We start from the raw sequence: 14,992 nt of genomic DNA on the forward strand, positions 1-14,992 counted from the left end.
GGGCGGGTGGGGGGGGTTGTGGTTATTTAGCTGCACAATAGCCTCGGAGTATTCGTCCTCTTTTCCTCGTCCACGACCCCCCCCCCCCCCCCACGCCGCCGCCCCCGGCCCGGGGACGGGGCCGGCTCCTTTCACCCGGTCGTTGGGGACGGGGAGGGTGGGGACTCGACCGGGTTTCTCCTGAAGCGCCTCGCATTCACGCGGCGCGCTTGAGCTCTGTTCTAGCGGACGCTGGCGACCGCGTCGGAGCGGCCGTCATTGATCGTCACCCAAACGCCGGAATTCTGGTCCGACTGGCGCTTGAGATAGGTGTAGTCGGTGTCCGTCCAGGACAGGACCTTGGTCTCGAGATTGTCGAGGATGAATTCTCCGAGGCTGGTGCGCACGGTCAGCACCGCGTGGCCGTCGCCATTCGGCTGGCGCGCCACCGTCATCAGCAAATTGCCGGCCGGCACGCCCGCATCCATCAACTCGCGGCGCTTTTCCAGCGCGTAGTCCTCGCAATCGCCATAGCCATTGGCCGGATAGGCCCAATATTCCTCGACACCGTAGTTTTCCATGTCGGTGCGCGGCTTGATGCGGGTGTTGACCGAATTGTTGATGTTGACGATCGTCGCCCACAGTTTGCGGGTCAGTTCGACCGGCGCACCCTTCGGGGTCCGTTCGCTGCATTCGCCAGGACTGCGCTGGCAGAACTCATAATGACCGACAGGCTGGGTGGTGCGTCCGCCGGTGTGCATATAGGTCGGTCCCGCGGCATATGCTGATCCCCAAGCGGAAAGCTGCATCGCCATTGCCACCAGCAACAGCTTGCCCCTCGTTTTCTTCATTGTTGTAGTCTCCCCGTTCGAAGGAGACATTGCCACATGTGGATTTATTTGACGCAAAAGCGCGAAGTAGATATTGAGTAAAACTCCAGTAGAATAAACGTAAAATTTGAATCATTTGAGTATTAATTCGTTTGGATCTTGAGGCGCCATCTCGGCGCGCGGAGGGCTCCAAGCCCCGCCTAAAGTGGCCTAAGCATGCCGGTCATGGCGTCGAAAACAAAAAACCGGCCACAAGGGCCGGTTTCCTGGAGTGTCGCTGTCGGGCCTGCTCAGGTGCGTGGCGTGTTGAATTCGGAATCGAGCGTTTCGGGGCGCTGGATCACAGCGAATTCGATGGCGACGCCGTCCTCGAAATGACGCACGACCTGCCCGCGCATGGTGCCAAGCATAACCTGGATGCCGATCGCCGGCTTGACGTCGATCTCGACCGCGGCGCCGGAGAGCGAAAGGTCGATGATACGGCACTGGTACTGGCGACCGTCGGTGAGCTGCAGCACGCTGGTCGGATTGCGCGGCGCGACGCGCTCGTGGCGGCGATCTTCCGGCAGGTCGAGTTCATGCTTGTTGGCGAGCCAGGTCAATTGCGCGGCCAGCTTGTCCTTCTTGCGATCCGACGCGATGACGGTCATCGCGAAACCGTCCTGCAAGGTGCGCGTGACGACACCTTCGATGCGGCCGATATGATCGATGTAGGCAATGATTTTTTCGCCGGGCATGCCGATGCGGTCGGTGCGAAACGCGACGTTGCCCGGTGACATGTCGACGACCTGGCAGGGGTGTTCGGTGCGGTCTTCCAGCATGAAGCGTCCGTAGATTTTGACCCGGACGCGCTGAAAGTTACGCCTTTCAGCTTGGGACGGCGCATAGTCGACCGCCGCTGACCTCATGACTGCCTACACCCCGTTTGGCATCCCGCGCGCCGATGCGAGGAACTTCATCAGAGAAGTACAACAAAGCGGGTTAACAAAGGGAAAAAGCGGGCGCTCCAAGGTTTCCTTTTTGCAGGCCGTGGTGCCAAAACAGCGGCGCGGTTTTGGGCGACGTGCATCAGGCCGCAAACGGACTATTCCTCGCGCCCGCCATCGAAGACGACGAGATGGCGGATGCGGCGCGCCCGGCCGAGCGCCGAGATCGTCTCGGGTGCTCCAAGTTCATCGGGAACGAGCGAGGGAACATCGATCGCCGGACGGTTGTTGAGGAGCTCCTTCTCCGGATCTATGACGCGGATCGAATCGATCAACGCGTCGGTGATCGGGTCGGCACCCAGCCAGAAGGGCTTCTCCACGGCGCTGATGACGCCCAGGCAGCGTGGATTTTCGACGCCGCCGTCAAGCGGCAGGGCAAGCAGTTCGAACTTGTTGGAGCGCCCGTTGCGGCTGAAGCCCTCATAGCTGATGAGCACGACCGACTTCTGCTCGAAGACGCCGTGGATCAGCCGCGAGACGAGCCGTTGATCCTTCTCACGCCACAGCGATGGAAAGGAAAACCCCTTGAGTTCTCGGCCGTAGCAGGCGCAAAGCCTGGTGCCGGCGAGCCGGAACACGGCCTGTCCGCGCGTGTCACGTTCCAGGATAAAGGTGTCGGCCAGCAGCGACTTGATGTCGGCCGGCTCGACCTCTGAACGCTTCGGGGCAGGGCGTCCGTCACGCAGACGGTTCCAATATTGGAACAGCGTGATCGATCCATTCTGGTTCATGCTATGCTGCTCCGCGCATTCTGTCGTCTGATGTCCCATCGGTGAACAGAAGGGCGCCCTCCGATGACCTACATGCGTTGCGGAGCAGGAAGCGTGCCAGCGTCGTTAACACTTGTTCACGGGTCGGGGCCGTTAAGGTTAACAAGTGGTTTACGTTGCGTCGAAACGAGCCCCGTGGCAAACAAAAACCACTCCAGAAGCGGTCGTTTCGCGACGATCGGCAGCACTTCAGTCAGAGTTTTAGGGGAGCAGGGGGCTCGACCAGCCGTTCAGGGGAAACCTTGAACGGCTTCTTTTTTGATTCGCGCCAGGCGATTCGGGGTTAACGGCGGGCGTGTATTTCTACCTGCCGACAAGTGCTGGCAACCATCCCGGCGGTCGCTAAGGCGGCATCGTCCGATCGCTATGCGACGAAAAATCTGCGTTCCGTGGTCGGCTGGTGTGAACTATCGCTTCTTCCCAAGGCCGAAGGTCAGCGCCAGAGCGCCAACCAACACGACACCCTTGACGAAGTCCTGCGTGTAGTAGGGCGCGTTCAGCATGGTGAGGCCGTTCAGGAGGACGCCGACGAAAATTGCGCCGGCCACCGTGCCGATCACATGCGGGCGACGCTTGTCGAGCACGGCATAGCCGATCAGCGAGGCCGCCACCGCATCGAGCAGGAGCGAGTTGCCGGCCGAGACGTCGCCGCGGCCGACACGCGAAGCGACGATCAGCCCTCCCAACGAAGCAAGCGTGCCGGACAGGATATAGGCCCAGAGTCGATATGCCTTGGTCGGCGCGCCGGATAGATGCGCGGCCGTTTCGTTGCCGCCGATCGCATAGAAGACGCGTCCCCAGCGCGTACGCTCCATCAGGAACCAGGCGAGGATGGCGACCACCGCCATGACCACGACAGACAGGGGTACGGTGTCGAAGAGCCGTGACCGGCCGAGGATCAGGAAAGCCGGATCGTAAGCACCGGGAACGGACGAGCCGTCAGGCAGCACCATGCCGGCGGTGATGGAGCGGCCGCCGGTCGGGATTAGCTGCAGGCCGGCGAGCAGGAACATTGTCGCCAGCGTGGCGAGAAGATCGGGGACGCCGATGCGGACAATCAGCAGTCCGTTCAGGAGGCCTATGAAGGCGCCCATCAGCAAGACCAGACCCATGGTCTGGGCCGCATCCAGCTGCCATACGACCATGGCATAGCTTGCCGCCATCACCGACGAGGCGGCGATGCTGCCCACCGAGAGATCGAAGCCGTCGGCCGACATCGTGATCGAGACCCCGACGCCGAGGATCGCCACGACCGAAACCGCCTGCAGGATGGAGAACAGGTTGGCCGAGCGGATGAAGGCGGGCTGCGCGTACCAGAAGCCGATCACCATCAGTGCCAGCAGCACGAACAGCGCGTAACGGCGCGTTTCGCGGAAAAGCGATGTGCGCGGGGCGGCCTGCTGGACCGTCGTCGGGTTCGTCATCGATGCTCTCCGGCCTTTTCGCTCTCGACCTTGCCGATCTGGTCGGTCAGCGGGCCATGGCCGTCACCGGCCTCGTGAAGGGAGTGATCGCGCATGACGAGGATGCGGTCGGCAACCTCCAGCGCCTCTTCGGTGTCGCTGGTCGCGATCAGCGTGGCGGAACCGCTTTGGCTGTTGCGGATTGCGGAGATCAGGTCGGCACGCGCCCCGACGTCGACACCCTGGAAGGGCTCGTCGAGCAGCAGCAGCCGGCAAGGTGCCGCCTGCCAGCGGGCGAGCACGACCTTCTGCTGGTTGCCGCCGGAAAGCTCGTCGAGCGTGTCATCGGGGCCGCGCGCCTTGATGCCGAGCCGGGCGATCGCCTCGGCGGCAACCTTGCGCTCGCGCGCGACCCGCAGCAGGCCGTCCGGAAACCAGCGCCTCAGATGTGGCAGGGCAATCGTTCCGGCAATCGAGGCGCCGGGAACCTCGGGCGGCAGCAGCGACGATGCCCAGCGGTCCTCGGCGACCATGAAGACGCCGTTTTCGATCGATCGCGCCGGCCCGTTGGAAAGCCATGGTTTTCCATCGAGCACGAAGCTGCCTTGCGCCAGCGTTTCCAGACCAAAAAGCGCGCGCAACAGCCGGGTCTTGCCAGAGCCAAGCGTGCCGGTCAGCGCGACGACCTCGCCGGAGCGCAGATCGAGATCGAAAGGCCTCGCACCGGGAATCAGTTGCGCACCCTTGATGGAGGCGATGATTGGGGCCGCCGAAATCTTGCCGTCATGGGTGGCGGCTTCCAGCGTCCGCCCGATCATGGCCGCAACGGCGGCCGGGAAATCGATCGGTTTGGCAAAGGCGCCGACGATGCGACCGCCGCGCATGACCACGGCGCGGTCGGCGATGGCGGCAAGGTCGCCCAGCCTGTGCGAGATGTAGAGGATTGCCATGCCGCCCGCGCGCAGCCGCCGGATGATGGCGAAAAGCCGGTCCGCTTCCGTGGCCGAGAGGCTGGATGTCGGCTCGTCGAGGATTAGAACGGAGGCCTTGGCCGCGACGGCGCGGGCGATGGCGATCAATTGCCGCTCCGCCGGCCGCAGGTCGATGAAGTCGCGGTCGAGCGGCAGGTCGAGATCGATCAGCGCCGCGATGGCGCGCGCACGCCTGCGGATCGACCGGGCCGAGACGAAGAAGCGCTCGCCCGGCTGGCAAAGTTCATCGAGCAGAAGATTCTCCGCGACCGTCAGTCCGGCAGCCCCCGCCTGATCCGTCGCCTGATGGACGGTCGCGATGCCGGCGGCCTTGGCGGCGCTGGGCGAGGCGAGGGCGACGATCCCGCCGCCCAGGGTGATCGTTCCGGCGTCGGGTACATGCGAGCCTGAAAGGATTTTCACCAGAGTCGATTTGCCGGCGCCATTGGCGCCCATCAGCGCCACGACCTCCCCGGCTGCCACGGTAAGATCGGCTCCAGCGAGCGCGCGCGTCGGGCCAAAGGATTTTTCGATCCCGGCGACAGCGACGGCAATGGGGGCGGCGGTGAGGGACAATTGGTTCAGCCGGTTACAGGTTGAGCGGGAACTGGGAAAGGCAAGCAAGCCAACGGGGCACGGTCGTAATTGTCAGCCGCCATATTCCATGATCGCCAGTCCGGCATTGTAATCCGGCGAATAGACGATGCCGTTGGCGTCGACGAATACGTCGGTCGACTGGATCACTTGCGGCCGATTCGGACGTTTGTCGACCATGCGGCTGGGAGCCGGCGGCACCAGCGCCCCGGTCTCCTTTGGGCGATAGGGATCGGAGATGTCGAAAACGCGCACGCCGGCATTCTGGTAGGTTGCAAAGATCAGGGTGTCTGACACAAAGCTGCCCGGCCGGTTCTCGTGCAGATTGTGCGGACCGAAATGTCCGCCCTTGGCGGTGTAATCGGTCTCGTCCGGGGTCGGCAGGGTCGAGATCGAAATCGGGTTCGCCGGATCGCGTATGTCGAAGATCCAGGTGAGCTTGCGCCCATCCTCCTCATGGTCGAGCACGGCCTCGTCGGCGACAACGAGCAAGCCGCGTTTGAGCAGCGGCAGCGCCGAATGGGTGCCGCCACCATAGGGCGGCGACCAGTTCCTGTGGCTGATCAGCCTCGGCAGGGCAGGGTCGGCGACATCGAGGACGGTCAACCCGCCGTCGCGCCAGCAGGCATAGGCGGTATCACCCTCGACGACCGCATGATGCAACGCATAGCGGCGGCCGTCGGGCCAGCCGGGTGTCTCGCCGCCGGCAAGATGCATTCCTGGAATCCACCAGCGACCGGCCTCGACTGGCCGTGCCGGGTCCTGAAGGTCGACCGTCAGCAGGATGTAGTCGCTGTAGCCGTCGAGAAGCGCCGATACGTAGGCGTAGCGCCCGCCGACGTACCAGATGCGGTGGATGCCGATGCCGTCGACCGGGAAGAAGCCGATCTGGCGAGGCTGCGTCGGCTTCGAGATGTCATAGACGGCCATGCCGGCCGACCAGGTCCGCGCCGCGCCCGAACCAGACGCGGTGCCGATCGTCTCGCCGATCGACTGGGTGTAGTAGACCTTCTCGTCGAACGCGAAAGCGGCGTCGGCGAACAGATCGCGTGCATGGACGACCAACAGCAGATCCTCATGCGTCTGCAGATGGATGGTCCAGGTATTCGGCGGCGCGGGCACGAACACCGTCCCGCCCGGATTCTTGGGATCCCGTACATCGATGATGGAAAAGCCTTGTGACCAGGGATGCGCGACATAGGCGAAGCCGCGATGCACCATCACCTGCAATCCGTCCGGCCGCCCGCCTTGGTCGGAATGACCGATCAGGCGCATGTTCCTGGAATAGTCGGGGGTGGGGACAGAAACCATAATTGTCTTTCAAAAGGTCGGTCCGGCGCACTTTGCCTGTCGCAGCGGGTGGTGTGGCGGAGGCAGGCGCAATCATCCCCCAGCAGGCCGGGGATGATTGTTTGGATCGCTGATTTTGTGAAGGCGCAGAAGCTCAATTCGTCGCCGGGATCCACGGTGCCTTTGCGGCATCGCTGTCCTTGAAGGCCGGGAATTTCGCCTGCAGGTCCTCGATCGTCTTGATGTTGTTGTCGACGAGGTCCTTTCTGGTGACGAGCGTCGGCTGGATCAGCACCGAATGGCCGGGATTCTGTCCGGCGATCAGCTGGGCCAGCGCGCGCACCGAAGCCTCGCCGACGACGGCCGGGTTGGTTGCCGCCGTCGCCACCCACGGGCTGTTCGGTTCGAGGATGGCCTGGATGTCCGAGGTCGAGATATCGACACCGTAGATCTTCACCTTGTCTGCCACGCCAAGCTCGTCGATGGCGAGCTTCACGCCACGGGCGAACTCGTCCCATGGGGCGAAGACGACCGAAAGCGTCGGGTTGGCGGTGAGCACAGCCTTGGTCTGGTCGGCGACCGAAGCGGCAACGGTGTCGTTGACCACGCCCCAGGTGGCGACTTCCTTGATGCCTGGGTACTTCTTGCCGAAATCCTTCCACACCGCATAACGGCGGTCGAGCGGTGCGAAGCCGGCGACATAGAGGACGCCGCCGTCGAATTTCTCGCCCTGGTCCTTGACCGCCTGGTCGAGCACGAGGCGCGCCATGTCGGCATCGGACTGCTCGACCTGCGGGATCTTGGGGTTGTCGAGGTTGGTGTCGTAGGCCACCACTGGAATGCCGGCGTCAAGCGCTGCCTGTGCGACGTCCTTGATGGCTTCTGGCTGGCCGTTGTTGATGATGATGCCTTGCACGCCGAGATTGATCGCCTGCTGGATCAACTGCCGCTCGGTGTTGATGTCGTTGCGCGCCTGCGAGATGTTGGCCTCGATGCCGAGCGCATCGGCCTGGCGCTTCACGCCGGCCTCGAATGCCTGGAGCCAGTCACCGGAGCCGAGGAAGCTGACGACGGCGATCTTGACGCCGCCCTTATCGAAGGGTGCCGGCGCGCCGGATATGCCCTGCGCCGAAGCAGCGGTGGCGAGACCGGCTATGCCGGCGGCTGCCGCCAGCGAAAGAATATGCTTGATCATGTGGAGACCCCTTTGAAATTGGCCGCATTCTAGGGAGGAGGCCCATCGCTTCCGAGAACGCTCATTGCGAGTTTTTCAAATCCCGGAGCATTTCCACTTCGCTTCCTTTCGGTTTCGTAGCAAATGAAGACGATGCGGTGCCGGGCGTTCGCTGTTGAGAAAACAGAATTGTTCCAACCCGGACATCCTTGCTCTAAAGGACGCGCAGGAATTCCTGGACCAGATGCGCATGAACGAACCGGTAAACCCTTCGGACACGGAACAGATGGACGACGCGCCGCGACGACGGCGCGAGCCGGTGTTCAACCTGCCACCCGTCGTGTTGGCGGTGATCGGCATCTGCGTCGTCGTCTACCTGTTGCAGCAATATGTGTTGAGCGAATCCCAGCAGATGACATTGCTGTATGACGGGGCCTTCATCCCCGTTCTCTACACCGGGCAATACGGCTTCGACTGGTTCCTGTTTTCGCGGCCCTTCACCTATGCCTTCATGCATGGCGGCTTTGCTCATATCGCCATCAACATGGTGTGGCTCGCCGCGTTTGGTTCACCATTGGCAAACCGCCTGGGAACGCTGTGGTTCGCGCTGTTTTTTGCCGCAACCGGGTTGGCTTCGGTCGCGCTTTTCTGGGCGATCCATCCTTATGGTGAGGCGCCGCTGGTCGGGGCTTCCGGTGCGATATCAGGCATGATGGGGGCTGCGGCGCGTTTCGGCTTCCGCACCGACCGTTCGGCCGGCAAGGCCGCCTTCGCCGGCCCTGTGCTGCCGATCGCATTCGTATTGCGCTTGCGCGGTGTCGTGATCTTCCTCGCCATGTGGATGGTCATCAATCTCGCCACCGGCCTGCTCGGGTTTGCCCCAGGGGTAGATGGTCAGATCGCCTGGGAGGCCCATATTGGCGGCTTTGTCGCGGGCTTCTTCGGCTTGCGCTGGTTCGACAGGCGATGGCAGGCGCCTGAATGGGAGACGACCGACCACCGCACTTGAAATGCAACCGATCACGGCGCACGATGTTCACTCTTACGTGAAGGCCGGTCAGGGCAGGAACCGGCAGGCAAAGGAGGACGCCATGACGGTGAAGGCAATTCTCGAGAGAAAAGGCCATGACGTGTTGACGCTCGGGCCGAACGAAAAGCTTAGCGAAGCCATCCGCATCCTGGCAGAGCACAAGATCGGTGCGCTGGTCATCACCAATGGCGATCGCAAGATCGTCGGCATCCTGTCAGAGCGCGACATCGTCCGGGTTGTCGCCCGCGAAGGTGGAGCCGCGCTGGATATCGCCGTGCGCTCGGCAATGACGCCGAAGGTGAAGATCTGCAACGAGAACCACACCGTCAACGAGGTGATGGAGATCATGACCCGAGGCCGCTTCCGCCATCTGCCGGTGGAGAAGGACGGCATGCTCGATGGCATCGTGTCCATCGGCGACGTGGTCAAGCGCCGCATCGAGGATGTCGAGCGCGAGGCCGACGAGATCAGGGCCTATATCGCCACCGCCTGAGCGGCGAGGCGAACCGCCGGCCTGAGAACCGACCGGCGGAGCCGTGGTTTACCTGTTGTCGAGTTCGGAGCGGACGAGTGCGAGCCCGCGCCGGGTGATGCGGTAAGGGCCGCCTCCCGACGAAGAAACCGCCTTCTTACGCTTCAGTTTTCGAAACAGATCGAGATCGACGCCCGGATAATGCCAGCCGTCGCGGGTCAGGCATTTGACGGAGGCGATCCGCTTTTTCTCGTTCTTTTCGATTTCAATGCGTCCACCCTGCGCGAGCAGGTGCAGGATGCGCTGTTCTATGCGCGAAATGTCCATGTGAGAGTTTTCCGGGAAAACAAAAAATGCCGCCGCCGCGAAGCTTCGCGGCACGGGGTTTCAGGTTTTCTGCCCTGCCTCGCCAGGAGGTCAGGGCCTTACCGGGACTGAGCGTAAGTGGACATCCACTCTCCATTGGAATGAGCGTCCTATAGGCGAACGCGGCTGAAAAGGCCAGTCCGTGGCTTTGCGCTTGTCTCTTTTGGCGGTTTGCACTAGCGAAGTTGCAAATCAGAATGTGCATTAATGCAGCTTCCCATCATTCCAGTTCGCAGGCCGCCATGTCCCTTATCGACACCCGTACTCCTGACGCAAAACGCCTGATCCCCGGCGCAACCGACGACTGGGAGATCATCATCGGCCTCGAGGTCCATGCGCAGGTCACTTCGGAAGCAAAGCTGTTTTCGGGCGCCTCGACGGCCTTCGGCGCGCCGCCTAACGCCAATGTCAGCCTGGTCGATGCGGCGATGCCGGGCATGCTGCCGGTCATCAACGAGGAATGCGTCAAGCAGGCGATCCGTACCGGCCTGGGGCTGAAGGCGCAGATCAACCACAAGTCGGTCTTCGATCGGAAGAACTACTTTTATCCCGACCTGCCGCAGGGCTACCAGATCTCACAGTTCAAGCAGCCGATCGTCGGCGAGGGCACGGTCATCGTTTCGGTGGGCCCGGACCGCCAGGGCGAATTCGAGGACATCGAGGTCGGCATCGAGCGGCTGCATCTGGAGCAGGATGCCGGCAAGTCGATGCACGACCAGCATGCGACCATGTCCTATGTCGATCTCAACCGCTCCGGCGTGGCGCTGATGGAGATCGTCTCCAAGCCGGACATGCGCTCGGCCGACGAAGCCAAGGCTTATGTCACCAAGCTGCGCACCATTGTACGCTATCTCGGCACCTGCGACGGCAACATGGACGAAGGTTCGATGCGCGCCGACGTCAACGTTTCGGTGCGCAAGCCGGGCGGCGAGTTCGGCACGCGGTGCGAGATCAAGAACGTCAACTCGATCCGCTTCATCGGCCAGGCCATCGACTACGAGGCGCGCAGGCAGATCGCCATCCTCGAGGATGGCGGCAAGATCGATCAGGAGACGCGGCTGTTCGACGCCGTCAAGGGCGAGACGCGCTCGATGCGCTCCAAGGAAGAGGCGCATGATTACCGCTACTTCCCCGATCCCGACCTTTTGCCGCTGGAATTCGACCAGGCCTATGTCGATGCGCTGGCCAAGGAATTGCCGGAACTGCCGGACGACAAGAAGGCGCGGCTGATCGCGTCGCTCGGCCTGTCCGTCTATGACGCCTCGATCCTGGTTTCGGAAAAGCCGATCGCCGACTATTTCGAAAAGGTGGCCGCCGGCCGCGACTGCAAGCTTGCCGCCAATTGGGTCATCAACGATCTGCTCGGGCAATTGAACAAGGCCGGAAAAGACATTGAAAACGCTCCGGTTTCGCCCGAGCAGCTCGGTGCGGTCATCGATCTGATCAGGGATGGCACCATCTCCGGCAAGATCGCCAAGGACCTGTTCGAGATCGTCTGGAATGAGGGCGGCGACCCGCGCCAACTGGTCGAGAGCCGTGGCATGAAGCAGGTCACCGACACCGGCGCCATCGAGAAGGCCGTCGACGACGTTATCGCCGCCAACCCTGACAAGGTCGAACAGGCGCGCGCCAAGCCGAGCATGGCCGGCTGGTTCGTCGGCCAGGTAATGAAGGCGACCGGCGGCAAGGCCAACCCGCAAGCCGTCAACGACCTCGTCAAGGCCAAGCTGGGCATCGAGTAGCGCCGTGTTCGTCCGCACCGCAGGTGAACGCGACCTTGCCGCTGTGCGGACGCTGCTGGTGGAAACCTGGCATGCGACCTATGACGCCATTTATGGCGCTGCCAAAGTCGCCGAGATCACCGACGAATGGCACTCGATCGCTTCGCTCCGCTCGCGGCTGACGCGGCCCAACTCGGAATTCCTGGTGGCCGATGACGGCAAGCGGATCGGCGGCATGGCTTTCGCCGCCGCCACCGCCGATGCGAAAATCATCCTGTTGAACCAGCTCTACGTCCATCCGGACTGCCAGCGGCGGGGGATCGGGCAGGCACTGCTCGACGAGGTCGAGGCCAGTTTCCCGCAAGCGCGAGTGCTGCGCGTCGAGATCGAGGAAGCCAATGCCGGTGCCATCGCCTTCTATCGGTCGAAAGGGTTCTTGCCTGTCAGTGCGGCGGAGGAGTCCCGTGATACCTCAAGACCGACGACGCTGAGTTTCGAGAAGCCGCTGGGATAGACCACCGGGATGAATAGAGCGATCAAGCCATGCGTCATCGCGGCGTTTGCTGTGCCGGCTCACGACGGATATGCAAGGGCATGACCAAACTGTCCCGCATTACAGCGCTGGCGCTGCTCGCCATCATCATTTTCGCGACCTTGTCGCCGATCCAGATGCGGCCGCACCTCGCTGAAGCGAATGTCGAGCGTGCCTTGGCTTATGTCCTGCTGGGCTTCGCCCTGGCGATCGGCTTTCCCAACCGACTGTATCAGGTCGTGATCTTCGTGGCTGTGACCGCCGGCATGCTGGAACTGCTTCAGCTCATTGATCCCGGTCGCCATGCACGCCTCATCGATGCATTGGTGAAAGCCTTTGCCGGGGTGGTTGGGATCGTCGCGGGACACCTGATCGTCAAGGCCGGCGGACAAAAGAGCGAGAGCTAGGCGCGGCAGCAATCCGCCGGGAGTGCGGGACCATCGACCTTGGTCGCGGTCCGTGTCTATCTGGCCGAAGCCTTCTCGCTAGGCAGCGGGAACCTCCACATTGTCGATCAGCCTCGTCTTGCCGAGCCATGCTGCCGCAAGAAGACGCCCTTCGCGGTTTCGACGCCATGGTGCAAGCGTCAGGCTTTGGCGTGCCTCGACATAGTCGACCTCGCGGAAACCGGCGGCGATGAGGGCGCGGCTGGCCTCTTCGGTTGCGTCGCTCTGGCCGGCGCCTGCCGCCAGGGCCGCAGCCGTATTGCGCAATATCACGTTGAGCTGGCGGGCGATCTTCAGTTCGGCCTCATCGAGATAGGCGTTGCGTGACGACATGGCGAGACCATGCGCGTCGCGGATCGTCGGTGCGCCGATGATCTCGACAGGCAGGTCGAGGTCGCGGCAGAGCTGCCTCACCACGCAAAGCTGCTGGTAGTCCTTCTCGCCGAAGACCGCACAGTCGGGCGTTGCCTGCAGGAGGAGCTTTGCCACCACGGTGGCGACGCCGTCGAAAAAAGTCGGCCGAAAGTCCGATTCAAGCCCGGCGGAGGGGCCGCCGACCGAGATTTTCGTGGCGAAGCCGGCAGGATACATCTCGCCAACCGTCGGTGTGAAGGCAAGGTCGGCCTTTGCCGCGCCCAGCCGGTCGAGGTCGCGGCCGAGTTGGCGCGGGTACTTGTCGAGGTCTTCGCTCGGCGCGAACTGCGTCGGGTTGACGAAGATCGACACGACGCAGCGCTCGGCTTTTTGGAGCGCGATCCTGACCAGCGAGATGTGTCCGTCATGCAGTGCACCCATGGTCGGCACCATGGCGACACGAAGGCCGTCGCGCCGCCAGTCCCGGATTTGCGCGCGAAGTGCGGCCACGCTGTCGACGACGACGGGTTGGCTCATGCGTCATCCCTGTTCTTTGTCGCCGAAAAGACATGGCCGGGGCCGGGGAATGTCCGGCCCCGCACCTCGGCTGCATAGGTTTCAGCTGCATGCGAGATCACGCTGCGCAGGTCCGCGTATTCCTTGACGAATTTCGGCACGCGACCGACGGTCAGCCCGACCATGTCGTCGATGACCAGGATCTGGCCGTCGCAGTCACCGCTGGCACCGATGCCGATGGTTGGAATGGCGATGCGGCGGCTGATATCGGCGGCGACCCTCTCGACCGTGCCTTCGATGACCACCGAGAAAGCGCCGGCATTCTCGACGGCGAGCGCATCGCGAAGCAATGCCGCAACAGCCTCCTCGGTGCGGCCCTTGATCTTGTAGCCGCCGTCCTTCTCGACCGATTGCGGCTGCAGGCCAATATGTCCCATCACCGGAATGCCGGCGGCGACGATGGCCTCGATCTGGCTGGTCATGTCGAGGCCGCCTTCGAGCTTCACCGCCTGGCAGCCGGTTTCGTCGACGACCCGCCGCGCCGAGGCCACGGCTTGCGCCGTCGTGACCTCATAGCTGCCGGCCGGCAGGTCGACGACGACGCAGGCCCTGGCCGAGCCGCGCATCACCGCTTGCCCATGCGCAATCATCATCTCTAGCGAGGCGCCCAGCGTCGTCTTGTGGCCATGCAGGACCATGGCGACACTGTCGCCGACCAGAAGCAGGTCAACATGGTGATCGAGCAGACGGGCGATGGGATAGGTATAGGCGGTCAGGCAAACGATCGGCGTGCCGCCCTTGCGGTGGCGAATCGCCTCGGCGCTGATGCGAATGTCGGTGGTCGGCAATTCCGTGGCCAATCGTCACCTCCTTTGGCCTCAAGCCGGGCTGGATGCAGGCATGGGCGCGCAGAGCTTTAGAAATACCGTAAAGGCTTGGCAAGCGTGCATGCAGCGACCGGCAGGATCACAGGCTTGTGTCGGGTTTCCGGCAAGCCATTTGCGCGCACGCCGTGGCAAAAGCCTTGCCTTCGGCAAGGCCTGACGCCATAAGCAGGAAAACGGGCGCTGCCGGCGCGAGGGTTTTGAAATGAAGACTTTCCTTACGCAGTTTTTCACCTGGTGGAACAGCCAGACGATAGGAACCCGCCTGCACACCTGGCGGTACGGCAAGAAGGTCGGCCAGGACGAAACCGGCAATTTCTACTACGAAGGCGGCATCGATTCGGAAGGCCGCACGCGCCGCTGGGTCATCTACCGCAATTATTCGGAAGCTTCGGCGATACCGCCCGGCTGGCACGGCTGGATGCACCACCGCGTCGACGTTGCGCCGTCCAGCGAGGACTACAAGCCGCGCGACTGGCAGAAGCCGCATCAGCCCAATCTGACCGGCAGCCCGGCGGCCTATCGCCCGAAGGGCTCGGTGCTGACCAATCAGCATCGCCCGCAGGTCACCGGCGACTACGATGCCTGGACACCCGGGTCGTAGCGACAGGGTGCAAGCCGGTCCTTTATCGCCACAATTGGTGTTTAGCTGCTTGCTGATCAGAAAACGGCGA

16 protein-coding genes are annotated in these 14,992 nt (G+C 62.9%); 6 read left to right on the forward strand and 10 right to left on the reverse strand.

Annotation, left to right across the window (positions count from 1 at the left end; translation table 11 throughout):
* Positions 1–221: 221 nt before the first annotated feature.
* The 7 genes from NKJ04_RS30575 to NKJ04_RS30605 all read right to left on the reverse strand — a co-directional run bounded on the left by NKJ04_RS30575 (position 222) and on the right by NKJ04_RS30605 (position 8,018).
* Positions 222–830 carry a transglutaminase-like cysteine peptidase gene (locus NKJ04_RS30575; RefSeq protein ID WP_352552326.1) on the reverse strand — a complete coding sequence of 203 codons (609 nt, stop codon included), beginning with the start codon at positions 828–830 and terminating at the stop codon, positions 222–224.
* 269 nt (positions 831–1,099) lie between these two features.
* Entirely contained in the window at positions 1,100–1,717 is a 618-nt protein-coding gene (locus NKJ04_RS30580; RefSeq protein ID WP_023812149.1) for a PilZ domain-containing protein, read from the reverse strand.
* Between the two features lie 176 nt (positions 1,718–1,893).
* The gene (locus NKJ04_RS30585) at positions 1,894–2,526 is read right to left on the reverse strand and encodes a PAS domain-containing protein (protein ID WP_023812148.1); all 633 of its coding nucleotides are present in this window, start codon (positions 2,524–2,526) and stop codon (positions 1,894–1,896) included.
* Positions 2,527–2,972: 446 nt separating this feature from the next.
* Positions 2,973–3,989, reverse strand: a complete 1,017-nt coding sequence (locus NKJ04_RS30590; protein WP_128304034.1) for an ABC transporter permease — start codon at positions 3,987–3,989, stop codon at positions 2,973–2,975.
* Positions 3,986–5,515, reverse strand: coding sequence for a sugar ABC transporter ATP-binding protein (locus NKJ04_RS30595; RefSeq protein ID WP_352679377.1), 1,530 nt, complete (start codon positions 5,513–5,515; stop codon positions 3,986–3,988). The genes NKJ04_RS30590 and NKJ04_RS30595 overlap by 4 nt, the downstream gene beginning before the upstream one ends.
* 72 nt (positions 5,516–5,587) lie before the next feature.
* Positions 5,588–6,844, reverse strand: a complete 1,257-nt coding sequence (locus NKJ04_RS30600) for an LVIVD repeat-containing protein (protein ID WP_206638041.1) — start codon at positions 6,842–6,844, stop codon at positions 5,588–5,590.
* 133 nt (positions 6,845–6,977) lie between these two features.
* Entirely contained in the window at positions 6,978–8,018 is a 1,041-nt protein-coding gene (locus NKJ04_RS30605) for a substrate-binding domain-containing protein (protein WP_023812144.1), read from the reverse strand.
* 229 nt (positions 8,019–8,247) lie between these two features.
* Between NKJ04_RS30605 and NKJ04_RS30610 the strand changes: the two genes are divergently transcribed.
* Both NKJ04_RS30610 and NKJ04_RS30615 read left to right on the forward strand, forming a co-directional pair.
* Entirely contained in the window at positions 8,248–9,006 is a 759-nt protein-coding gene (locus tag NKJ04_RS30610) for a rhomboid family intramembrane serine protease (RefSeq protein WP_352679380.1), read from the forward strand.
* An 82-nt stretch (positions 9,007–9,088) separates the two neighbouring features.
* Positions 9,089–9,520: a CBS domain-containing protein gene (locus NKJ04_RS30615; protein ID WP_023812142.1), complete on the forward strand. Its 432-nt coding sequence runs from the start codon at positions 9,089–9,091 to the stop codon at positions 9,518–9,520.
* Positions 9,521–9,568: 48 nt separating this feature from the next.
* On the opposite strand, the gene NKJ04_RS30620 is transcribed toward NKJ04_RS30615, so the two are convergent.
* Entirely contained in the window at positions 9,569–9,826 is a 258-nt protein-coding gene (locus NKJ04_RS30620) for a YjhX family toxin (protein WP_292645720.1), read from the reverse strand.
* Between the two features lie 281 nt (positions 9,827–10,107).
* On the opposite strand from NKJ04_RS30620, the gene gatB reads away from it, so the two are divergent.
* The 3 genes from gatB to NKJ04_RS30635 all read left to right on the forward strand — a co-directional run bounded on the left by gatB (position 10,108) and on the right by NKJ04_RS30635 (position 12,525).
* The gene (gene gatB / locus NKJ04_RS30625) at positions 10,108–11,607 is read left to right on the forward strand and encodes an Asp-tRNA(Asn)/Glu-tRNA(Gln) amidotransferase subunit GatB (protein ID WP_352679382.1); all 1,500 of its coding nucleotides are present in this window, start codon (positions 10,108–10,110) and stop codon (positions 11,605–11,607) included.
* Between the two features lie 4 nt (positions 11,608–11,611).
* The gene (locus NKJ04_RS30630) at positions 11,612–12,100 is read left to right on the forward strand and encodes a GNAT family N-acetyltransferase (RefSeq protein WP_352679384.1); all 489 of its coding nucleotides are present in this window, start codon (positions 11,612–11,614) and stop codon (positions 12,098–12,100) included.
* Positions 12,101–12,180: 80 nt separating this feature from the next.
* Positions 12,181–12,525, forward strand: a complete 345-nt coding sequence (locus tag NKJ04_RS30635; RefSeq protein ID WP_352679386.1) for a VanZ family protein — start codon at positions 12,181–12,183, stop codon at positions 12,523–12,525.
* Positions 12,526–12,603: 78 nt separating this feature from the next.
* Here the strand turns inward: NKJ04_RS30635 and panC are convergent, their stop codons facing one another.
* Both panC and panB read right to left on the reverse strand, forming a co-directional pair.
* Positions 12,604–13,455, reverse strand: a complete 852-nt coding sequence (gene panC, locus NKJ04_RS30640; RefSeq protein WP_128304040.1) for a pantoate--beta-alanine ligase — start codon at positions 13,453–13,455, stop codon at positions 12,604–12,606.
* Positions 13,452–14,294 (reverse strand): 3-methyl-2-oxobutanoate hydroxymethyltransferase, encoded by an 843-nt coding sequence (gene panB / locus NKJ04_RS30645; RefSeq protein WP_352609656.1) that lies wholly within the window; start codon positions 14,292–14,294, stop codon positions 13,452–13,454. The genes panC and panB overlap by 4 nt, the downstream gene beginning before the upstream one ends.
* Before the next feature lie 229 nt (positions 14,295–14,523).
* Between panB and NKJ04_RS30650 the strand changes: the two genes are divergently transcribed.
* Positions 14,524–14,922 carry an NADH:ubiquinone oxidoreductase subunit NDUFA12 gene (locus NKJ04_RS30650; protein ID WP_013531353.1) on the forward strand — a complete coding sequence of 133 codons (399 nt, stop codon included), beginning with the start codon at positions 14,524–14,526 and terminating at the stop codon, positions 14,920–14,922.
* Positions 14,923–14,992: the final 70 nt, after the last annotated feature.

This window comes from Mesorhizobium sp. M0618, from assembly GCF_040320765.1.
In the GTDB taxonomy this organism is placed as follows: Bacteria; Pseudomonadota; Alphaproteobacteria; order Rhizobiales; family Rhizobiaceae; genus Mesorhizobium.

What these genes read in the sequence shown, in the direction of transcription:
- NKJ04_RS30620 (WP_292645720.1), bottom strand. Translation starts at nt 9,826, where the DNA reads ATGGACATTTCGCGCATAGAACAGCGCATCCTGCACCTGCTCGCGCAG.
- NKJ04_RS30575 (WP_352552326.1), bottom strand. Translation starts at nt 830, where the DNA reads ATGAAGAAAACGAGGGGCAAGCTGTTGCTGGTGGCAATGGCGATGCAG.
- NKJ04_RS30585 (WP_023812148.1), bottom strand. Translation starts at nt 2,526, where the DNA reads ATGAACCAGAATGGATCGATCACGCTGTTCCAATATTGGAACCGTCTG.
- NKJ04_RS30615 (WP_023812142.1), top strand. Translation starts at nt 9,089, where the DNA reads ATGACGGTGAAGGCAATTCTCGAGAGAAAAGGCCATGACGTGTTGACG.
- gatB (WP_352679382.1), top strand. Translation starts at nt 10,108, where the DNA reads ATGTCCCTTATCGACACCCGTACTCCTGACGCAAAACGCCTGATCCCC.
- NKJ04_RS30605 (WP_023812144.1), bottom strand. Translation starts at nt 8,018, where the DNA reads ATGATCAAGCATATTCTTTCGCTGGCGGCAGCCGCCGGCATAGCCGGT.
- panC (WP_128304040.1), bottom strand. Translation starts at nt 13,455, where the DNA reads ATGAGCCAACCCGTCGTCGTCGACAGCGTGGCCGCACTTCGCGCGCAA.
- NKJ04_RS30580 (WP_023812149.1), bottom strand. Translation starts at nt 1,717, where the DNA reads ATGAGGTCAGCGGCGGTCGACTATGCGCCGTCCCAAGCTGAAAGGCGT.
- NKJ04_RS30600 (WP_206638041.1), bottom strand. Translation starts at nt 6,844, where the DNA reads ATGGTTTCTGTCCCCACCCCCGACTATTCCAGGAACATGCGCCTGATC.
- NKJ04_RS30635 (WP_352679386.1), top strand. Translation starts at nt 12,181, where the DNA reads ATGACCAAACTGTCCCGCATTACAGCGCTGGCGCTGCTCGCCATCATC.
- NKJ04_RS30650 (WP_013531353.1), top strand. Translation starts at nt 14,524, where the DNA reads ATGAAGACTTTCCTTACGCAGTTTTTCACCTGGTGGAACAGCCAGACG.
- NKJ04_RS30610 (WP_352679380.1), top strand. Translation starts at nt 8,248, where the DNA reads ATGAACGAACCGGTAAACCCTTCGGACACGGAACAGATGGACGACGCG.
- NKJ04_RS30590 (WP_128304034.1), bottom strand. Translation starts at nt 3,989, where the DNA reads ATGACGAACCCGACGACGGTCCAGCAGGCCGCCCCGCGCACATCGCTT.